The 16,621-nt window shown below is 71.1% G+C and carries 17 protein-coding genes and 1 pseudogene; 9 read left to right on the top strand and 9 right to left on the bottom strand.

Going from position 1 to position 16,621, the window contains the following annotated elements; translation table 11 throughout:
* Positions 1–82 precede the first annotated feature (82 nt).
* Both ABZS97_RS38605 and ABZS97_RS38600 read right to left on the bottom strand, forming a co-directional pair.
* Positions 83–211: a hypothetical protein gene (locus ABZS97_RS38605; RefSeq protein ID WP_356146188.1), complete on the bottom strand. Its 129-nt coding sequence runs from the start codon at positions 209–211 to the stop codon at positions 83–85.
* 194 nt (positions 212–405) lie between these two features.
* Positions 406–1,839 (bottom strand): MFS transporter, encoded by a 1,434-nt coding sequence (locus tag ABZS97_RS38600; protein ID WP_356146185.1) that lies wholly within the window; start codon positions 1,837–1,839, stop codon positions 406–408.
* Between the two features lie 67 nt (positions 1,840–1,906).
* Here ABZS97_RS38600 and ABZS97_RS38595 point away from each other — a divergent pair, with 67 nt between their 5' ends.
* Positions 1,907–2,902: a LysR family transcriptional regulator gene (locus ABZS97_RS38595; protein WP_356146182.1), complete on the top strand. Its 996-nt coding sequence runs from the start codon at positions 1,907–1,909 to the stop codon at positions 2,900–2,902.
* Here the strand turns inward: ABZS97_RS38595 and ABZS97_RS38590 are convergent.
* A pseudogene (locus ABZS97_RS38590) lies at positions 2,859–3,449 on the bottom strand (LysR family transcriptional regulator substrate-binding protein); the annotation flags it as partial. The gene ABZS97_RS38595 and the pseudogene ABZS97_RS38590 overlap by 44 nt on opposite strands.
* Positions 3,450–3,499: 50 nt before the next feature.
* On the opposite strand from ABZS97_RS38590, the gene ABZS97_RS38585 reads away from it, so the two are divergent.
* Positions 3,500–4,393, top strand: a complete 894-nt coding sequence (locus tag ABZS97_RS38585; protein WP_356146179.1) for an alpha/beta hydrolase — start codon at positions 3,500–3,502, stop codon at positions 4,391–4,393.
* A gap of 19 nt (positions 4,394–4,412) precedes the next feature.
* Here the strand turns inward: ABZS97_RS38585 and ABZS97_RS38580 are convergent, their stop codons facing one another.
* The gene (locus ABZS97_RS38580) at positions 4,413–5,327 is read right to left on the bottom strand and encodes an NYN domain-containing protein (RefSeq protein ID WP_356146176.1); all 915 of its coding nucleotides are present in this window, start codon (positions 5,325–5,327) and stop codon (positions 4,413–4,415) included.
* A 252-nt stretch (positions 5,328–5,579) separates the two neighbouring features.
* Between ABZS97_RS38580 and ABZS97_RS38575 the strand changes: the two genes are divergently transcribed.
* Entirely contained in the window at positions 5,580–5,732 is a 153-nt protein-coding gene (locus ABZS97_RS38575; RefSeq protein WP_105968294.1) for a hypothetical protein, read from the top strand.
* Positions 5,733–5,811: 79 nt separating this feature from the next.
* On the opposite strand, the gene ABZS97_RS38570 is transcribed toward ABZS97_RS38575, so the two are convergent.
* From ABZS97_RS38570 to ABZS97_RS38560, 3 genes are all read right to left on the bottom strand, one after another.
* Complete coding sequence (locus ABZS97_RS38570; protein ID WP_356146170.1) at positions 5,812–6,417, bottom strand: MarC family protein; 606 nt, start codon at positions 6,415–6,417, stop codon at positions 5,812–5,814.
* 175 nt (positions 6,418–6,592) lie between these two features.
* Positions 6,593–7,462 carry a PHP domain-containing protein gene (locus ABZS97_RS38565; protein ID WP_356146167.1) on the bottom strand — a complete coding sequence of 290 codons (870 nt, stop codon included), beginning with the start codon at positions 7,460–7,462 and terminating at the stop codon, positions 6,593–6,595.
* Between the two features lie 187 nt (positions 7,463–7,649).
* Entirely contained in the window at positions 7,650–8,291 is a 642-nt protein-coding gene (locus ABZS97_RS38560) for a DUF6758 family protein (protein ID WP_356146162.1), read from the bottom strand.
* Positions 8,292–8,464: 173 nt separating this feature from the next.
* Here ABZS97_RS38560 and ABZS97_RS38555 point away from each other — a divergent pair, with 173 nt between their 5' ends.
* On the top strand, positions 8,465–9,718 hold the full coding sequence (locus ABZS97_RS38555; protein ID WP_356146154.1) for an MFS transporter: 1,254 nt from the start codon (positions 8,465–8,467) through the stop codon (positions 9,716–9,718).
* Positions 9,719–9,731: 13 nt separating this feature from the next.
* Here ABZS97_RS38555 and ABZS97_RS38550 read toward each other — a convergent pair whose 3' ends face one another.
* Positions 9,732–10,316, bottom strand: coding sequence for a suppressor of fused domain protein (locus ABZS97_RS38550; RefSeq protein ID WP_356146151.1), 585 nt, complete (start codon positions 10,314–10,316; stop codon positions 9,732–9,734).
* A 529-nt stretch (positions 10,317–10,845) separates the two neighbouring features.
* Between ABZS97_RS38550 and ABZS97_RS38545 the strand changes: the two genes are divergently transcribed.
* Together ABZS97_RS38545 and ABZS97_RS38540 are read left to right on the top strand one after the other, a co-directional pair.
* Positions 10,846–11,961, top strand: coding sequence for a magnesium and cobalt transport protein CorA (locus ABZS97_RS38545; protein ID WP_356146148.1), 1,116 nt, complete (start codon positions 10,846–10,848; stop codon positions 11,959–11,961).
* A gap of 22 nt (positions 11,962–11,983) precedes the next feature.
* Positions 11,984–12,517, top strand: a complete 534-nt coding sequence (locus ABZS97_RS38540) for a hypothetical protein (RefSeq protein ID WP_356146145.1) — start codon at positions 11,984–11,986, stop codon at positions 12,515–12,517.
* Between the two features lie 32 nt (positions 12,518–12,549).
* Here ABZS97_RS38540 and ABZS97_RS38535 read toward each other — a convergent pair whose 3' ends face one another.
* Positions 12,550–13,311 (bottom strand): hypothetical protein, encoded by a 762-nt coding sequence (locus ABZS97_RS38535; RefSeq protein ID WP_356146142.1) that lies wholly within the window; start codon positions 13,309–13,311, stop codon positions 12,550–12,552.
* A 174-nt stretch (positions 13,312–13,485) separates the two neighbouring features.
* Between ABZS97_RS38535 and ABZS97_RS38530 the strand changes: the two genes are divergently transcribed.
* Genes ABZS97_RS38530 through ABZS97_RS38520 form a run of 3 tightly spaced genes read left to right on the top strand, consistent with a single transcriptional unit; the run spans position 13,486 to position 16,584 of the window.
* Positions 13,486–14,766: a CBS domain-containing protein gene (locus tag ABZS97_RS38530; RefSeq protein ID WP_356146139.1), complete on the top strand. Its 1,281-nt coding sequence runs from the start codon at positions 13,486–13,488 to the stop codon at positions 14,764–14,766.
* Complete coding sequence (locus tag ABZS97_RS38525) at positions 14,756–15,361, top strand: DUF1003 domain-containing protein (RefSeq protein ID WP_356146135.1); 606 nt, start codon at positions 14,756–14,758, stop codon at positions 15,359–15,361. The genes ABZS97_RS38530 and ABZS97_RS38525 overlap by 11 nt, the downstream gene beginning before the upstream one ends.
* 44 nt (positions 15,362–15,405) lie before the next feature.
* A complete protein-coding gene (locus ABZS97_RS38520; RefSeq protein ID WP_356146132.1) occupies positions 15,406–16,584 on the top strand; it encodes an Mrp/NBP35 family ATP-binding protein in 1,179 nt (392 codons plus the stop codon).
* Positions 16,585–16,621: the final 37 nt, after the last annotated feature.

Here is a 16,621-nt window from a genome sequence, read left to right as displayed (position 1 = left end):
CCCCGCCCCCGCCGGGGGGCGCCGCGCGCCGCGCCGCCCCCGGGGGGGGGGCGGCTCCCGGCCGGGGGGGCGGGGGCGGGCCTCAGTGGCCCGTCGATCCGCCGTTGTCCCTGCGGTCGAGGGCGCGCTGCAGGGCCGCGGCCGCGTTCCTGCGGTCGGACTCGCTCGTACGGGTGGTGTGACGGACTCGGCGGACGGTCGTCTCGGCCATGATGATCGACTCCTTGCATCCGGCGCATACGTCCGGAAGTGCGATGAGGGATTACGAGACGCCGGAAGGGGCGGGGAGCGGTGCCGCAGGGGTTACCTGCCAAGGGGCTCCGGCTCACGACCGCCATTCGCTTGGTCGAGCGAGACGTTCGGCTCCTACAAAGCTAAGGGAGGCGCGGGCATCTGTCTCCACAATTACTCGGACTTCCTACTATCTGAGACGGTGGATTGGGTCACACGGCTCTGACCTGCGGTGATCCTCCGGACGGCATCTCCGGCACCCGGCCGCAGCCGCACGGCGCCCATCGCGGGCAGCAGACAGAGCGCACCGAGCACCACGAACGCGACGGCGTACGCCGAGCGCGGGGCGTCCGTGAGTGCCGCGCCCCCGCGCAGCGCCGCCGCGGCGATCGCCACGCCGAGCCCGGCAGCCAGCTGCTGGCCGGTGGCGAAGAGGGCGTTGGCGTCCCGCAGCCGCTCCGGCCGCATCTCGCTGAACGCGATCGTCGAGTAGCCGGTGAGCCCGACCGAGCGGGCCACGCCGCCGAGCGCCGCGACGACCGCGATCACCGCGACCGGGGTGGCGGCGGTGAACAGCGCGCACGCCGCGGTGGTGGCCGCGAGCCCCAGGGTGGAGACGATGAGCAGCGGCCGGAAGCCGAACCGGTTGATCAGATACGTCGTCGCGGGCTTGATCCCGAGGTTGCCGACGAAGACGAACAGCACGACCGCGCCGGACTTCACCGCACTCCAGCCGAAGACCTCCTGGAAGAGCAGCGGCAGCAGGAAGGGGATGGCTCCGACGACCGCCATGTAGAGGGAGCCGTCGAGCGCCGCGGCCCGGAAGGACTGGACGTCCAGGGTGCGCAGGTTGATCAGCGGATGCGGGGTGCGCAGCAGGTGGCGCCCGGACGCCGCGAGCGCGACGGCGGCGAGCGCGCCGGTCAGGGCCGTCCCGAGGAGGGAGCCGCGGGTCTCGGAGACCAGGTGTGCGGTCCAGGTGAGGGCGGCGAGGCCGGTGCAGGTGAGCAGGACGCCGGTGAGGTCGAGCGGGGGCGGTGTGCCCTGCGCGCCGGGCTCGATCAGGCGGCGCGCGACGAGCAGGGCGACGGCGCCGAGGGGCACGTTCAGCAGGAAGATCCAGTGCCAGGAGGCGTACGTGGTGATCAGGCCGCCGAGCAGGGGCGCGGCGACCGGGGCGGCGAGCCCCGGCCAGACGATGTACGCGACCGCGCGGGGCAGGTCCGGCTTGGCGGTCCCGGCCAGCACGACGAGCCGGCCGACCGGCACCATCATCGCGCCGCCCACCCCCTGCAGGACCCGCATGCCGACGAGGGTCCCGAGGTCCGGGGCGGCGGCGCAGGCCAGCGAGGCGACGGTGAAGACGGTGATCGCGGCGAGGAAGACCCGGCGCGGGCCGAAGCGGGCGGTGAGCCAGCCGGAGAGGGGGATGAGAACGGCGAGGGTGACGAGATAGGCCGTGATGATCAGGCCGACCGAGGCGGGGGTGGTGTGCAGGTCGCCGGCTATCTGCGGAGCCGCGGTCGACACGATCGTGCCGTCCAGCATCTCCATGAAGAAGCAGCCCGCGACGAGGAGCGCGGTGCCGCGCTGACGCGAATCCATCATGGGTCCAGGCTGAGGGCGATCCACTGGTGCACACAAGTTCCGATTGATTCACCTAGCATTGCGTCTCATGCAGCAATCCCAGGCACCCGGGGCCGCGCCGGGTTTCACTCCCCTCCCGGACATGAACCTCCTGCCCGCCCTGGACGCCCTGCTGCGCGCGGGCAGCGTCGCGGGAGCGGCGGCCGAGCTGAACGTGTCGCCCTCGGCGATGAGCCGCACACTGGCCCGGCTGCGCCGTGTCGTCGGCGACCCGCTGCTCGTCCCCTCGGGGCGGGGCCTGACGCTGACGCCGCGGGCGCACGGGATGCAGCCCCGGGTGCAGGCCGCGCTGAATACGGCGGTGGCGGCGCTGCGGCCTCCGCGGGAGGTCGAACTCGCCACGCTGGAGCGGGAGTTCCGCATCCGCACGAACGACGGCATCGCCATGTCGCTCGGCGCCCCGCTGCTGGCCCTGGTGGCGCGCGAGGCTCCGGGCGTACGGCTGCGGCTGCTGCCGGAGGGCGACGAGGACCCTGCGGACCTGCGCACCCATGTCGACCTGGACGTCGGCGAGTTGCCGGATCCGCTCCCGCACGATGTGCGCAGCTCCGCACTGGGCGAGCACCGTCATGTGGCGGTGGCACGGGCCGACGCGGAGTTCGCGCGGGAGCCGCTGACCCCGCGCCGGTTCGCCGGGCTGCCGCACATCACGGTGACCCGGCGCGGGCGCACGTACAGCGTGGTCGACGAGCGGCTCGCCGAACTCGGCCTGCGCCGCGATGTGCTGGCCACCGCTCCGACGTACGCCGCGGCCTGCTTCTTCGCCCTGCGCACGGACGCGCTGGCGCTGGTGCCGTCGGAGGTCGCGGCGGAGGCGGCCCGGGTGATGCCGCTCGCGGTCCTGGAGATTCCGCTGGAGCTGCCGGTGGCGACGACGGGTATGGCGTGGCACGTACGCGTGGACACGGACCCGGCGCACCGGTGGCTGCGCGGGGCGGTGGCGCGGGCGGCGGCGGAGGTCGACCCGGACAGGGCCGGGATCAAGCGGTCAGGGGCCGGGGGTGCAGCGACCGCAACTCCCTGATCAGCGCGCGGACCGCGACCGTCGTGGCGAGTTCGGGTGTGGTGACGTAGCCGACGGAGCGGGTCGGGCGCTCGGGGCCGAGATCGGTGATCTCCAGTGGGAGCGGTGCTCTCGCGAGGGAGGTCGGGGAGGTCAGGGACATGAGCGAGAGCGCGGGCATGATGGCCATTCCGAGACCACTGCTCACCATCGAGAGCACTGCTCCGTCGTCCTCGGCGCGGACCGTCGCGCACGGGATCCAGTCCTGTTCGGCCCACCAGGTGCGGGTGTAGGAGGAGCAGTTCTCGGTCCAGTCGACCAGCGGCAGCGAGCGCGGGTCCGGGTGTCCGGCCGGGTGGACGAGCGCGTACGGCTCCTCCAGGAGGACGTCGCCGACCAGCTGCGGCGGCACCGGCGAGCTCGCGCCGGAGCCGTTCAGCGTGGCGATGCCGACGTCCGCGCGCCCCTCGGCCACCTCCCCCGCGGTGCCGGGCCCGACCTCCCGTACGACGCGCACGGTCGGCTCGATCCCGGGGTGCCGGGCCGCCAGGCGTTCCAGCGCAACAGGCCCCCCCACCCCCCTGCGACAGGCGCCCCCGCCAGCTATAGCCTCAGAGCATGAGTCGGCCCCCCACCTTCACCCCGCCCGCCGGTGTCCGTGCCCGTCGGCTCGTTACTGCGCGCGGTGAGTTCGCCGCGCTCGACGCGGCGGCTGCGGCAACGGACGCGCGGCCGACGGTGAAGGGAACCGTGCTGCTGCTGCCCGGGTTCACCGGCAGCAAGGAGGACTTCATCGCGTTGCACGCGCCGTTGGCGGAGGCCGGGTATCGGACCGTCGCCGTGGACGGACGCGGGCAGTACGAGTCGACCGGCCCCGAGGACGACGAAACGGCCTACGCGCAGGACGAGTTGGCCAGGGACGTGCTCGCGCAGGCGCACGCCCTCGGTACGCCCGTGCACCTCGTCGGCCACTCCCTCGGCGGCCAGATCGCCCGCGCCGCGGTCCTGCTGGACGCGTCCCCCTTCGTGTCGCTCACGCTCATGGCGTCGGGCCCGGCCCAGATCTCCACCTCGCAGCAGGAACGGGTGAAACTGCTCAGGGACGCCCTCGCTGTGATGGACATGGCGCAGGTGTGGGACGCGATCCAGGCGATGGACGCTCCGGAGGAGACGGACACCGGCACCCTCGACGACGGCCTCGACGACCGCGCCGACCTCCGCCGCCGCTGGCTCGCCACAAGCCCCGCCCAGCTCATCGCGACAGGCCGACTGCTCTGCACGGAGCCGGACCGTGTGGCCGAACTGGCCGCCGTACCGCTGCCCAAGCACGTCCTGTCGGGCGAGCGCGACGACACCTGGCCGATCCCGCTGCTCGACGAGATGGCCGGACGCCTCGACGCCCACCGCACCGTCGTACGGAAGGCCGAGCACTCCCCCAACACGGACCAGCCGCTGGAAACGGCCCGCGCCCTCGCGGAGTTCTGGGACCGGACGCAGAACGGGCAGCCCTAGGGGGTGTTTGAAAGTCCCCCTAGTACTGCGCCTGCAGGTGCTCCCAGAACCCGTCCCGCAGCGCCCGCCGCAGATCCGCCTGTCCGCGCAGCGAGTACTGCAGCAGCCCCTCCGACTCCACCAGAAGGTCCTGGTCGACCGAGCCGGGCAGATACGGATGCCCGGGCAGCAGCTCGGCCACCGCCGCCCGCCCCCGCTCGGCAAGCCACTTCGCGGCGATCTGCGCGCCGACGAACCGCACGTCCTCGCGGGTGGGCCGGATCGCCGACGACGCGTCGTACGTGGCAGCGGTGCGCCGTGACACGTAGGGCTTGAAGAACTCCAGGTCGAGGGTGCGCTGACTGTCGACCTCCCACAGCAGGGGCTCCGCCTGGTTGCGGTTCTCGGGGGCCTCGATTCCCCAGAGGTGTACGCGTGCGCCGTAGCCCTGGGCCGCCTCGACCGCCGAGACGAGGTCCTCGTCGCCGCCGAGGAGTGCGGCGTCGCTGATGGCGCGGTGCCGGGCGAGGGACTCCAGATCGGACCTGATGAGGGAGTCGACGCCCTTTTGCTGGTTGTTGGCGTTGAGGTTGCCGAGGCGGACCTTCACATCCGGCAGTTCGGCGATCGACTGCTGCTCGGCGGTGTGGATGCGGCGCCGGGCGCCGTCGTACCAGTAGACGCGGAGCAGTCGGCTGTCGGCGAAGATCGAGCGCGCCTTGTCGATGAGCGCCTCGATCAGGCCCTCGGCGTCGAGGTCGAAGGCCCGGCGGTCCTCGGTCCCGGTGACGAGCCGGCCGGCGGCGGCGTACAGGTACCCGGCGTCGACGAAGATCGCATGGGTGGAGGGTGTCTTCGCCACCTCGGCGAGCATGCGCTGCAGCAGCTCGTTCGTGCGGTCGATACGGGCGCCGAGCATCGCGAGGTCGTCGGGTCCCATGAGGTCGTCGTTCATTGCGCACCATTGTCCCGGCCGTCACGCTGCGAACACAACCGGTCCCGGTCAGTTCGCGGTTCACCGCGTCGAAGCACACGGCTGCGGATCTTTACGTGTCAGTAATTAGGTTCTCGAAAATTTTCCTTAGCGTAGGGAATGTTTGTAACACGCACCCCGTTGAATCCGTATGGAACGGGGAGCACACACGCTTCACGGATCACCACACAAGTAGTTCTCCTCAGGAGGATGACCAGACGAAGGGAGAAGCCCATGCGCTTCGAAATCATGCGACTCGACGATGTCGACGGCACGCCCGTGGACAGCACCGTTGTGGACGCCGCCTCCGTCAACCGGATCGTTCAGCAGGCCGCCGCCATCGGGCAGCGCCTCTGGATCCGCCCGGCCGACTCGTCCGCCTCATAACGCGCGGACGCTTTTACACACTCCGGAGCCCCGTACGGCAGCACTGCCGTACGGGGCTCTGCGCATGTCCCGGGAGGCGTCAGCTCCCCTGAATCACCTGGGTCACCCCGTTGATGATCTGCTGCACCGCGATCGCGGACAGCATCATGCCCGCGAGCCGCGTCACGAGCACCACGCCGCCGTCCTTGATGACACGGATGATCAGCAGCGAGTACCGCATCACCACCCACAGCACGACGTGGATCGCGAGGATCGCGACCCACACCGACACCTGCGTGGCCACGCTGTCGGCCTTCTGCACGGCGAGGATCACGGAGACGATCGCGCCGGGCCCGGCGAGCAGCGGCATGCCCAGCGGTACGAGGGCGACGTTGACGTCCTTGGTCTGCTTGGGCTCGTCCGTCTTGCCGGTGAGCAGGTCGAGGGCGATCAGCAGAAGCAGCAGCCCTCCGGCGATCATCAGCGCGGGTACGGAGACGTGCAGGTAGTCGAGGATCTGGTGCCCGAGCAGGCCGAAGACGGCGATGACTCCGCCGGCCACGCAGACGGCCTGGAACGCCATCCGTTTCTGCACCTTGGCCGGGCGGCCCGCGGTGAGCGCGAGGAAGATCGGCGTGATCCCGGGGGGGTCCATGATCACGAAGAGGGTGAGGAAGAGGGAACCGAAGACGGCGACGTCGAACATGGGGAGGCCTTGCGAGGGGTTTCGAGCACGGAACGGCAAAGAGGGCCGTCACCGCGTGGACAGGCGTTCCGCGGCAGGCACGGAACGAGCGCGCACGGCGGCGGGCGCCGGGCGTCATGGACGCGAACGTCGAAGCGGGAGGGTGCCGGGGGGACGAATGGCGCCCACCCGGAAGTTACTCGGCGGAGCGGTTTCCGCCCGTGCCCGGCACGGGGAACGCGCCGGTGGCCCGTCGGGTGATCTCGCCGTAGACCTCGGGGTCGGTGGTGAACTCGCCGAGCACGCAGGTCTTGCGGCTGCCGTGGTAGTCGCTGGAGCCCGTGGCGAGCAGCCCGAGGTCGCCCGCGAGGCCGCGCAGCCGGGCCCGGGTGGCCGGCTCGTGGTCCATGTGGTCGACCTCGATGCCGTCGAGTCCGGCGGCGGCGAGTTCCGCCACGGCGGACTCGGGCACGGTCAGACCCCGCTTGGAGGCGGCGGGGTGGGCGAAGACGGTGACGCCGCCCGCGCCCTTGACCAGCCGGATCGCCTCGAAGGGGTCGGTCTCGTGCTTCGGCATGTAGGCGCGGCCGCCGTCGGCGAGCCAGTCCTCGGTGAACGCGTCGTTCACGGTCGCCACGACGCCGAGTTCGACGAGGGCGGTCGCGACGTGCGGCCGGCCGACCGAGCCGTCGCCCGCGATCCGCGCCACCTGCTCCCAGCTGACGGGCACGCCCAGTTCCTGGAGTTTCGCGACCATGCCCTGCGCGCGCGGGACCCGGTCGTCCCGGACCAGCTCGCGCTCGGCGAGCAGGGCGGGCTCCTCGGGGTCGAAGAGGTAGGCCAGCATGTGCATGCTGATGCCGTCGAGGCGGCAGGAGAGTTCGGCGCCGGTCACGAGGGTCAGCCCCTCGGGCAGCGCGGCGATCGCCTCCGCGTATCCGCGGCTCGTGTCGTGGTCGGTCAGCGCGACGACGTCGAGACCGGCCGCGCCCGCGTTGCGGACCAGTTCGGCCGGGGTGTCCGTGCCGTCGGACGCCGTGGAGTGGGTGTGCAGATCGATGCGCACGACGCGGGCTCCAGGCGGTGACGGGGCGGAGGGGACGCTCAAGGATAACGGGAAATCCGAGGCCCTCGTGTCACACCCGCAGCGCGGGTACGCCCCCTACAACACGGGTGCGCTCCTACGCCCTCCGTCACGCACGCCGCCGCACGCTTCACCGGGTGCTCCACCCCGCACCCCACCGCGTACTCCGTCAGGGCTCCAGGATGCGCGGGGACAGCGCCCCGCACGGCAGGAGGTCCACCTCGGCGCCCGCGTCCCGCAGGTCGGTCAGCACCAGTTCGTCGTACATCAGCAGTCCCGACTGCTCCGGCCACACGACCGCCCACAGCCACAGCCCGAGCGCCTCGCCCGCGAAGACCGCGCGGTCGTCGGGGGTGCCGGAGACATGCCACATCGGGGTCGGGCGTCCGGCGGCGAGGACCTTGGCCTGGGGCGGTTTCTCGACGCTCATGTACGGGCCGGGGTCGGGTCCGTCGATGCCTGCGTACCGGGCGCCGAGGCCGACGCCGAGCTCCTCGGCGATCAGGAGCAGCTCCCCTATGCCGCCGAGCGGTCCGGGCCCCGAGCAGGCCACGGCCGTGGCGCGCCCGCCGCTGCGGTCGTCACCGGCGAAGCCCGCGCCGGTGAACAGCCAGCCGACCGGCAGCGGCCACGGCATCCACACCGGTACGCGGGCACGATGGACCACCACACCGAGGGCCTCGACGCTGGGCGGGATCACGGGCTGCAGCGGATGCACCGCCCCGTGCACATCGCACTGCCAGGAGTCGGCAAAGAGTCCGGGAGCCCTGACCCGGCCACCACACTTCGGGCAACTGGGTTCGCCCCTCATAGGGCTCCACGGTCCTCCCCGTCCTTCGCCGCGTCAAGGACGATCACCCGTCCGGCGTGTGCCTGTCACCCGAGGTCACCCCGCAGAACTAGATGCATCTTGCATTAATTAGTCGATCTAACTTATTATGTGCATACGGCAACGATCGGCTTCCGGCAACGCAAGGAGCGGCCATGCACACCAGCACAGGAGGTCCCGCCGACGGGGACCCGTTCGAAGCGGCCACGGGAAGCCTCCTACGGCAGCCGAAGGCCGTCTGGGCGACCGCCGGCGCGTCCGTCGTCGCCTTCATGGGCATCGGCCTCGTCGATCCGATCCTGCCGTCCATCGCCAAGGGCCTGGACGCCACCCCCAGCCAGGTCTCGCTGCTCTTCACCTCGTACTTCCTGATCACCGCCGTCGCGATGCTGGTGACCGGCTTCGTCTCCAGCCGTATCGGCGGCAAGAAGACCCTGCTGCTCGGGCTCGCGCTCGTCGTGGTCTTCGCCGCTCTCGCGGGCACGTCCGGGTCGGTCGGCGAACTCGTCGGCTTCCGGGCCGGCTGGGGCCTCGGCAACGCGCTGTTCGTGTCCACGGCCCTCGCCGTCATCGTCGGCGCGGCGGCGGGCGGCAGCTCGGCGGCGATCCTGCTGTACGAGTCCGCCCTCGGCCTCGGCATGGCGTGCGGGCCGCTGCTGGGCGCGCTGCTCGGGGACGCCAGCTGGCGCTACCCGTTCTTCGGCACCGCGTTCCTGATGGCGGTCGGCTTCCTGTGCATCACGGTGTTCCTGAAGGAGCAGCCGAAGCCCGCGCGCAAGACCTCGCTGCTGGACCCGATCAAGGCGCTGGGCCACGGCGGACTCGCCTCGGCGGCCGTCTCGGCGTTCTTCTACAACTACACGTTCTTCACCGTGCTGGCCTTCACGCCGTTCGTGCTGAACATGAGCCCGTACAAGTCGGGCGCCGTCTTCTTCTGCTGGGGTGTGCTGCTCGCCGTCTTCTCGGTGATCGTGGCCCCGCGTCTGCAGGCACGGTTCGGCTCGCTGCAGGTGCTCGGCGGCTCCCTGGTGCTGCTCGCCGCCGACGTCCTCGTCCTCGGCTACGGCAGCCACACCACCGCCGTCGTCTGCACGATCCTGTCGGGTGCCTTCATCGGCGTGAACAACACCGTCTACACGGAACTCGCCCTCGGCGTCTCGGACGCGCCGCGGCCGGTGGCGAGCGCCGGCTACAACTTCGTGCGCTGGTTCGCCGCCGCGGCCGCGCCGTACTTCGCGCCGAAGATCGAGGAGTGGAGCGACATCCACATGCCGTTCGTCGTCGCCGCGGTCACGGCCGTGACCGGCGCGGCGGTCGTCCTCGTACGGCGGAGGGCACTGGCCGACGACGCCGAGGAGCTGCGACCGCAGCACGCCACGGAGGACGGTGTCGCGGTCTTCGCCGGCTGACCCGGGATCAGAGTCAGTCCAGCGGCACGGACTTGCGCAGCGGATCGCGCAGGTCCGTGCCGTGGCTCAGCCAGCGCTCCTGGAGTGCGGCCGCGCCGTGCACCCGCTTCCAGGCGGCCTCGTTCGGCGTCATCGGGAGCAGCGGCAGGAACCGTACGGCTTCGGCGGGCTCGTCCAGCTCCAGGTCCTCCACCAGGCCACCCGACTCGGCGACGAGGACGGAGCTGAAGGGCGCGCCCGGCCACAGCGGTTCGCCGACGTCGAGCGAGGCGCCGGGGTTCACGATCAGCCCCTCGACCTGCGGGGACGCGGCGAGCACGGCGAGCGGGCGCAGGACCTTGTCGGTGTCGGCGGCGCCGGCGCGTACGGACAGGACCAGCTCGGCGCGCGGGCCCTTCACCGGGTCGGCGACGACCACCGTGGGGTCCGCCATCGGCCGGGCGGACATGCCGAGCGTGGCGTACCGGACGACGTCCCCGTCTGTGAAGCGCAGCACTTCGATGCGGTCGGTGCCGAGGAAGGTGACCGCGGCCCGCGCGTCGGGTTCGCCCAGCGCAGAGTGCAACCGGGCCTCGACCAGAGGAAGAACATCAACCATGCGGTGAGCATAGAACTCGTCAGCAACGGGCAAAGCGGCGACTTGACGCTTCGGCGCGCTGATAGTCTTGGCCGCTGGTCGGGGCAGCACGCTGAAGCGTCGCTTTCAAGCTCCGACGCCTGATACTTCCCCTCAGGGGGCTCCCCGTCGCGGGAGATTGGATCGTCCCTCACGGGGGACCGACCGGAGGAGGTGGGGCTGCAATGGACCGAAGTCGACCGTGCAGTACCACCCGCTCTTCCGGCCGCTGAGTTCCGTAGCTCTGCCAGCTGCTTCCTCTCATCATCGCGTGCATACGTGTCAGCGTTGTCCCGATGCACCCACGGAAGAGCGCTTCGTTTCCGCCTGATGTGTCTGATCTGTCTGATCTGAATCAGTAGCGAACTGATCCGAATCAGTAGCGAAGCTGCCACCGCGACGGTGCGGTGCTCCCCGCTTTGTGGACGTGCCGAACATCCGTAGTCAGGACGTCCCCATTCCGGGCAGTTCCAACCGTCGCAGGCGGCCTTCCCTTGCGAAGGAGCCTGCCATGTCGATGATCCGTGACCTGCGCGCCGCGGTCCGGCCCTCCCGTCCCACGCTGCGCAAGGAGAGCGGCACCTACGACTCCACCCGTGACCCCGCGACGCCCTCCGCCGTCGTCGACTGCGCCGTCTACCGCGACGGCGCCCGTGTGGCGAGCCCCCAGCCGCTGACGCCGCAGGAGGCGATGCGTCAGGTGCGCCGCGACGGCGGCTTCGTCTGGATGGGCCTGCACGAGCCGACCGAGGCCGAATTCGCCGGTATCGCGGGCGAGTTCGGGCTGCACCCGCTGGCCGTCGAGGACGCCGTCCAGGCCCATCAGCGGCCCAAGCTGGAGCGGTACGACGACTCGCTGTTCACCGTGTTCAAGACCATCCACTACGTCGAGCACGACGAACTCACCGCCACCAGCGAGGTCGTGGAGACCGGCGAGGTCATGTGCTTCACCGGCCGGGACTTCTTCATCACCGTCCGGCACGGCGGCCAGGGCTCGCTGCGGGCGCTGCGCCACCGGCTGCAGGACGACCCCGAGTTGCTCGCCAAGGGCCCCTCGGCCGTGCTGCACGCCATCGCCGACCACGTCGTCGACGGGTACCTCGCGGTCGCGGACGCCGTGCAGGACGACATCGACGAGGTGGAGACGGAGGTGTTCTCGCCCGGGCGCAAGGGCACGCCGCGCGGCACGGACGCCGGCCGGATCTACCAACTCAAGCGCGAGGTACTGGAGTTCAAGCGCGCCGTCGCCCCGCTGCTGCGCCCCATGCTGCTGCTGAGCGAGCGGCCGATGCGGCTGATCGACCCCGACATCCAGAAGTACTTCCGCGATGTCGCCGACCACGTCGCCCGCGTCCAGGAGCAGGTCCTCGGCTTCGACGAGCTGCTCAACTCGATTCTCCAGGCCAACCTCGCGCAGGCGTCCGTCACGCAGAACGAGGACATGCGCAAGATCACTTCGTGGGCGGCGATCGTCGCCGTACCGACCATGGTCTGCGGCGTCTACGGCATGAACTTCCAGTACATGCCGGAGCTGCACTGGAAGTTCGGTTACCCGCTGGTGCTCGGCTTCACCGTCGGCGTCTGTCTCACGATCCACCGCACGCTGAAGCGCAACGGCTGGCTGTGACGGGGCTGGTTAGTCTTGCCCCATGACTAGCGAGCTGCTCGACCAGGCCCTCGTCGAGGAGGCCACGAAGAAGTCCGGGCTGATCTGGGTGGCGGGCAGCGGCGCGCCCGCCACCTCGGCCGAGGGCGTCGACCGCCCGCTGTGGCACGTGTGGCACGAGGGCGCGGTGTGCGTGGTCGGCGACGGGCCGGGCGAGCAGCCGCTGCCGGGGCTCACCGACGGCGGCAGCGCGGTCGTCACCGTACGCAGCAAGGACAAGGGCGGCCGGCTGGTCGCCTGGCCCGCGAAGGTCGTGGAGCTCGCACCGCGGTCCGCGCAGTGGGAGGCGGCGGTCGCCGAACTGAAGGGCAAGCGGCTGAACGCGCCGGACGGCGAGGCGATGCCCGAGCGCTGGGCGAGCGAGTGCCGGGTGCTGCGCCTGGAGCCGTCGGGCAACCCGGCCGAGCTGCCGGACGGCTCGCTCGCCGCACCCCCGCTGCCGACCCCGGCGACGACCCGGCAGCCGATCCCGGCGGCCCTGCCCCGCCTGCTCTTCAGGAAGAAGCACAAGAAGTAGCCAGGGGCGGGCGGTCCTGAAGCCCCGGAGCACTACGACGACGGCAGCTGCTGCCCGTAGTCCACGACCTGCTGCTTCTTCGGCTCCTCCAGGGAGAAGCCCTTGCCCCAGTCGGTGAGGCTGAGCGTGCCGGCGCCGCCCGCGCGGACGAGCCGGAGCGGGTAGGGCGTGCCCTTCAGGGAGACGTCCAGGGTGCCGCCGGAGCCCTTGTCGCCGGTGATGCGGATCGTGCGGACGCCGCTCTGCTCGTGATGGCCGTCCGTGGCGAGCTTGCCGTGCAGGGTGAGCAGGCCGTCGAGGAGGACGTTCTTGTCGGTGAAGCCGCTGAAGCGCTTGTAGGCGGGGTCGTCCTGCGGGACCTTCACGTACATGCCGTCGAGCTTGTCGGCGGCCGCCGTGTCCGAGCCGCCGTCGTCGCTCTTGCCGTCCTCGTGGTTCCAGAACACGGCGTCGGCCTTCAGGAAGAGGTGCTCGCCCACGCGCAGCAGCCGGAAGGTGCCGTTCTTGGAGGTGACGGAGCCGGTGCCGCCGTCCGATTTCAGGTGCATGTCGAGTTTGTACGTGACGCCATTGGTTACCACGTTCCCCGAGAGCCTTACGGCGTCGGCGGACTGAGCGGCCTTGCGCGACTTCGCCTCGATCTGCGCCGCGGAAAGCTTGCCCACTCCGTTGGTGCCCGCGTCCGGGTCCTCACCGCTGCACCCCGTCAGCCCGGTCCCCGTCACCGCCAGTACGCCCACCGCGCTCGCCAGTGCGACCCTGCGAGTACGGCGGCCAGTGGGAAGTACAGTCACGGGTGGGGCGCCTCTCGTGCGGGGGTCCTCAGCGGCGTACGGCAGCGTACCCGGGTCGCACACGGCCGACGGAGGCAGTCCGTCCGCACCGCCCACCAGGGCGTATCCGACCGGGACGGGCTAGCCTGAAGCCCACTTCAGCGGACATTGGCGTACGAAATGGAGGCGCGGCGCATGGCAGCAGGCGCCCCCCGGATCTTCGTCTCGCACCTCGCCGGTGTCCCCGTCTTCGATCCGAACGGCGACCAGGTGGGGCGCGTCCGCGACCTCGTCGCCATGCTGCGGGTCGGCCGCCGGCCGCCGCGACTGCTCGGGGTCGTCGTCGAACTCTCCACCCGGCGCCGCATCTTCCTGCCCATGACCCGGGTGACCGCCATCCAGTCCGGCCAGGTCATCACCACCGGCGTGCTCAACGTCCGGCGCTTCGAGCAGCGGCCTACCGAGCGTCTGGTCTTCGGCGAGCTCCTCGACCGGCGCGTCACGCTCGTGGAGACCGGCGAGGAGGTCACCGTCCTCGACGTGGCGATGCAGCAGCTGCCGGCCCGCCGGGACTGGGAGATCGACCGGGTGTTCGTACGGAAGGGGAAGGCCGGCGGGGCGTTCCGGCGTGCGAAGGGCGAGACGCTGACCGTCGAGTGGTCCGCCGTGACCGGGTTCTCGCTGGAGGAGCACGGGCAGGGCGCCGAGAGCCTCCTCGCCACCTTCGAGCAGCTGCGCCCGGCCGACCTCGCCAACGTCCTGCACCACCTCTCCCCCAAACGGCGCGCCGAGGTGGCCGCCGCCCTCGACGACGACCGTCTCGCGGACGTCCTGGAGGAGCTGCCCGAGGACGACCAGATCGAGATCCTCGGCAAGCTGAAGGAGGAGCGCGCCGCCGACGTCCTGGAGGCGATGGACCCGGACGACGCGGCCGACCTGCTCGCCGAGCTCCCCGAGGAGGACAAGGAGCGGCTGCTGACGCTGATGCAGCCGGACGACGCGGCCGACGTACGGCGGCTGATGGCGTACGAGGAGAAGACGGCCGGCGGTCTGATGACGACCGAGCCGATCGTGCTGCGGCCGGACGCCACCGTCGCCGACGCGCTGGCCTCCATCCGCAACCAGGACCTGTCCCCCGCGCTCGCCGCCCAGGTGTACGTGTGCCGTCCGCCGGACGAGACGCCGACCGGCAAGTACCTGGGCACGGTGCACTTCCAGCGGCTCCTTCGCGACCCGCCGTACACGCTGGTCAGCGCGCTCCTCGACGACGATCTGATGCCGCTGGCGCCGGATGCCGCGCTGCCGGTGGTGGCGGGCTTCTTCGCGACGTACGACATGGTCGCGGCGCCGGTGGTCGACGAGAGCGGCTCGCTGCTCGGCGCGGTGACCGTGGACGACGTACTGGACCACATGCTGCCGGAGGACTGGCGCGAGACCGAGTTCCATCTGGACGAGGGGGCTCCCCATGGCGCCTGAGCAGGGCGGACGCGAGCCGCGCGTCGAGACCCGCGAGCGCACCGCCTCCGGGGCGACGGCGGCCACCCGGCCGCGCATCCGGCTGGACCAGCCGCTGCCGCCGCGCCGACGGCTGGTGCCCGAATGGGACCCCGAGGCCTTCGGGCGGCTGTCGGAGCGGATCGCTCGGTTCCTGGGCACCGGGCGGTTCATCGTCTGGATGACGTTCGTGATCATCCTGTGGGTGGTGTGGAACATCTTCGCGCCCCGCGACCTGCGCTTCGACAACTACCCGTTCATCTTCCTGACCCTGATGCTGTCCCTCCAGGCCTCCTACGCCGCCCCGCTGATCCTGCTCGCGCAGAACCGGCAGGACGACCGCGACCGGGTCAATCTCGAACAGGACCGCAAGCAGAACGAGCGGTCGATCGCCGACACCGAATACCTCACCCGCGAGATCGCCGCCCTGCGCATCGGCCTCGGCGAGGTCGCCACCCGTGACTGGATCCGCTCCGAACTCCAGGACCTGGTCAAGGAGCTGGACGGGCATCACCAGGACGGCCACGTCGTATTCCCGGCGGAACCACCGCGCGGACGTGACGTAGACGACCGCTGATTGGGCTTTCCGAGGCACCTGGGGGGCGCCGTACCATCGTCACTATGGCTACGGAAGACGCGGTGCGTGAAGCACTGGCGACGGTGAACGACCCCGAGATCCAGCGACCTATCACCGAGCTGGGGATGGTCAAATCGGTGGAGATCGGTGCGGACGGAGCGGTCGCGGTCACCGTCTACCTCACCGTCTCCGGCTGCCCGATGCGCGAGACCATCACGAAGAACGTGACGGAGGCGGTCTCGGCGGTGGACGGCGTCACGCGCGTCGACGTCACGCTGGACGTGATGAGCGACGAGCAGCGCCGCGAGCTGGCGTCCGCGCTGCGCGGCGGCCAGGCCGAGCGCGAGGTCCCCTTCGCCAAGCCGGGCTCGCTGACCCGCGTGTACGCGGTGGCGTCCGGCAAGGGCGGCGTGGGCAAGTCCTCAGTGACGGTGAACCTGGCGGCGGCGATGGCCGCGGACGGCCTCAAGGTGGGCGTCGTCGACGCCGACATCTACGGCCACTCCGTGCCCCGGATGCTGGGCGCCGACGGCAAGCCCACCCAGGTCGAGAACATGATCATGCCGCCGTCCGCGAACGGCGTGAAGGTCATCTCCATCGGCATGTTCACCCCGGGCAACGCCCCGGTCGTGTGGCGCGGCCCGATGCTGCACCGCGCCCTCCAGCAGTTCCTGGCGGACGTGTACTGGGGCGACCTGGACGTGCTGCTGCTGGACCTGCCGCCGGGCACCGGCGACATCGCGATCTCGGTCGCGCAGCTCGTCCCGAACGCGGAGATCCTCGTCGTCACGACGCCTCAGCAGGCGGCGGCCGAGGTCGCCGAGCGGGCCGGCTCCATCGCGGTGCAGACCCACCAGAAGATCGTCGGTGTCGTCGAGAACATGGCGGGCCTCCCGTGCCCGCACTGCGGCGAGATGGTCGACGTCTTCGGCACGGGCGGCGGCCAGTCGGTCGCCGACGGCCTCACCCGGACCACGGGCGCGAACGTCCCGGTCCTCGGCTCCATCCCGATCGACGTCCGCCTGCGCGAGGGCGGCGACGAGGGCAAGCCCGTCGTCCTGAGCGACCCCGACTCCCCCGCGGGCTCCGCACTGCGCGCCATCGCGGGCAAGCTGGGCGGCCGCCAGCGCGGCCTGTCGGGCATGTCGCTGGGCATCACGCCGCGGAGCGCCAGGTCGATCCCCGGGTACCGGCGGCCGATGCGCGAGAACCAGTGTCCGTAGCCCGTGTCGCCCGCGAAGTACACCCGTTGTCCGTCGC

Source organism: Streptomyces sp. NPDC005485, assembly GCF_040606085.1.
Classification (GTDB): Bacteria; Actinomycetota; Actinomycetes; order Streptomycetales; family Streptomycetaceae; genus Streptomyces.
The sequence above is the reverse complement of the archived record's forward strand: the minus strand, read 5'-3'. Positions and strand labels throughout refer to the sequence as shown.

Bases quoted from the DNA above. Each gene is read 5' to 3' on its own strand.
- ABZS97_RS38580 (WP_356146176.1), bottom strand. From the start codon at position 5,327: ATGAACGACGACCTCATGGGACCCGACGACCTCGCGATGCTCGGCGCC.
- ABZS97_RS38540 (WP_356146145.1), top strand. From the start codon at position 11,984: ATGACTAGCGAGCTGCTCGACCAGGCCCTCGTCGAGGAGGCCACGAAG.
- ABZS97_RS38600 (WP_356146185.1), bottom strand. From the start codon at position 1,839: ATGATGGATTCGCGTCAGCGCGGCACCGCGCTCCTCGTCGCGGGCTGC.
- ABZS97_RS38605 (WP_356146188.1), bottom strand. From the start codon at position 211: ATGGCCGAGACGACCGTCCGCCGAGTCCGTCACACCACCCGTACGAGC.
- ABZS97_RS38545 (WP_356146148.1), top strand. From the start codon at position 10,846: ATGTCGATGATCCGTGACCTGCGCGCCGCGGTCCGGCCCTCCCGTCCC.
- ABZS97_RS38525 (WP_356146135.1), top strand. From the start codon at position 14,756: ATGGCGCCTGAGCAGGGCGGACGCGAGCCGCGCGTCGAGACCCGCGAG.
- ABZS97_RS38520 (WP_356146132.1), top strand. From the start codon at position 15,406: ATGGCTACGGAAGACGCGGTGCGTGAAGCACTGGCGACGGTGAACGAC.
- ABZS97_RS38530 (WP_356146139.1), top strand. From the start codon at position 13,486: ATGGCAGCAGGCGCCCCCCGGATCTTCGTCTCGCACCTCGCCGGTGTC.
- ABZS97_RS38595 (WP_356146182.1), top strand. From the start codon at position 1,907: ATGCAGCAATCCCAGGCACCCGGGGCCGCGCCGGGTTTCACTCCCCTC.
- ABZS97_RS38585 (WP_356146179.1), top strand. From the start codon at position 3,500: ATGAGTCGGCCCCCCACCTTCACCCCGCCCGCCGGTGTCCGTGCCCGT.
- ABZS97_RS38560 (WP_356146162.1), bottom strand. From the start codon at position 8,291: ATGAGGGGCGAACCCAGTTGCCCGAAGTGTGGTGGCCGGGTCAGGGCT.
- ABZS97_RS38550 (WP_356146151.1), bottom strand. From the start codon at position 10,316: ATGGTTGATGTTCTTCCTCTGGTCGAGGCCCGGTTGCACTCTGCGCTG.
- ABZS97_RS38555 (WP_356146154.1), top strand. From the start codon at position 8,465: ATGCACACCAGCACAGGAGGTCCCGCCGACGGGGACCCGTTCGAAGCG.
- ABZS97_RS38570 (WP_356146170.1), bottom strand. From the start codon at position 6,417: ATGTTCGACGTCGCCGTCTTCGGTTCCCTCTTCCTCACCCTCTTCGTG.
- ABZS97_RS38575 (WP_105968294.1), top strand. From the start codon at position 5,580: ATGCGCTTCGAAATCATGCGACTCGACGATGTCGACGGCACGCCCGTG.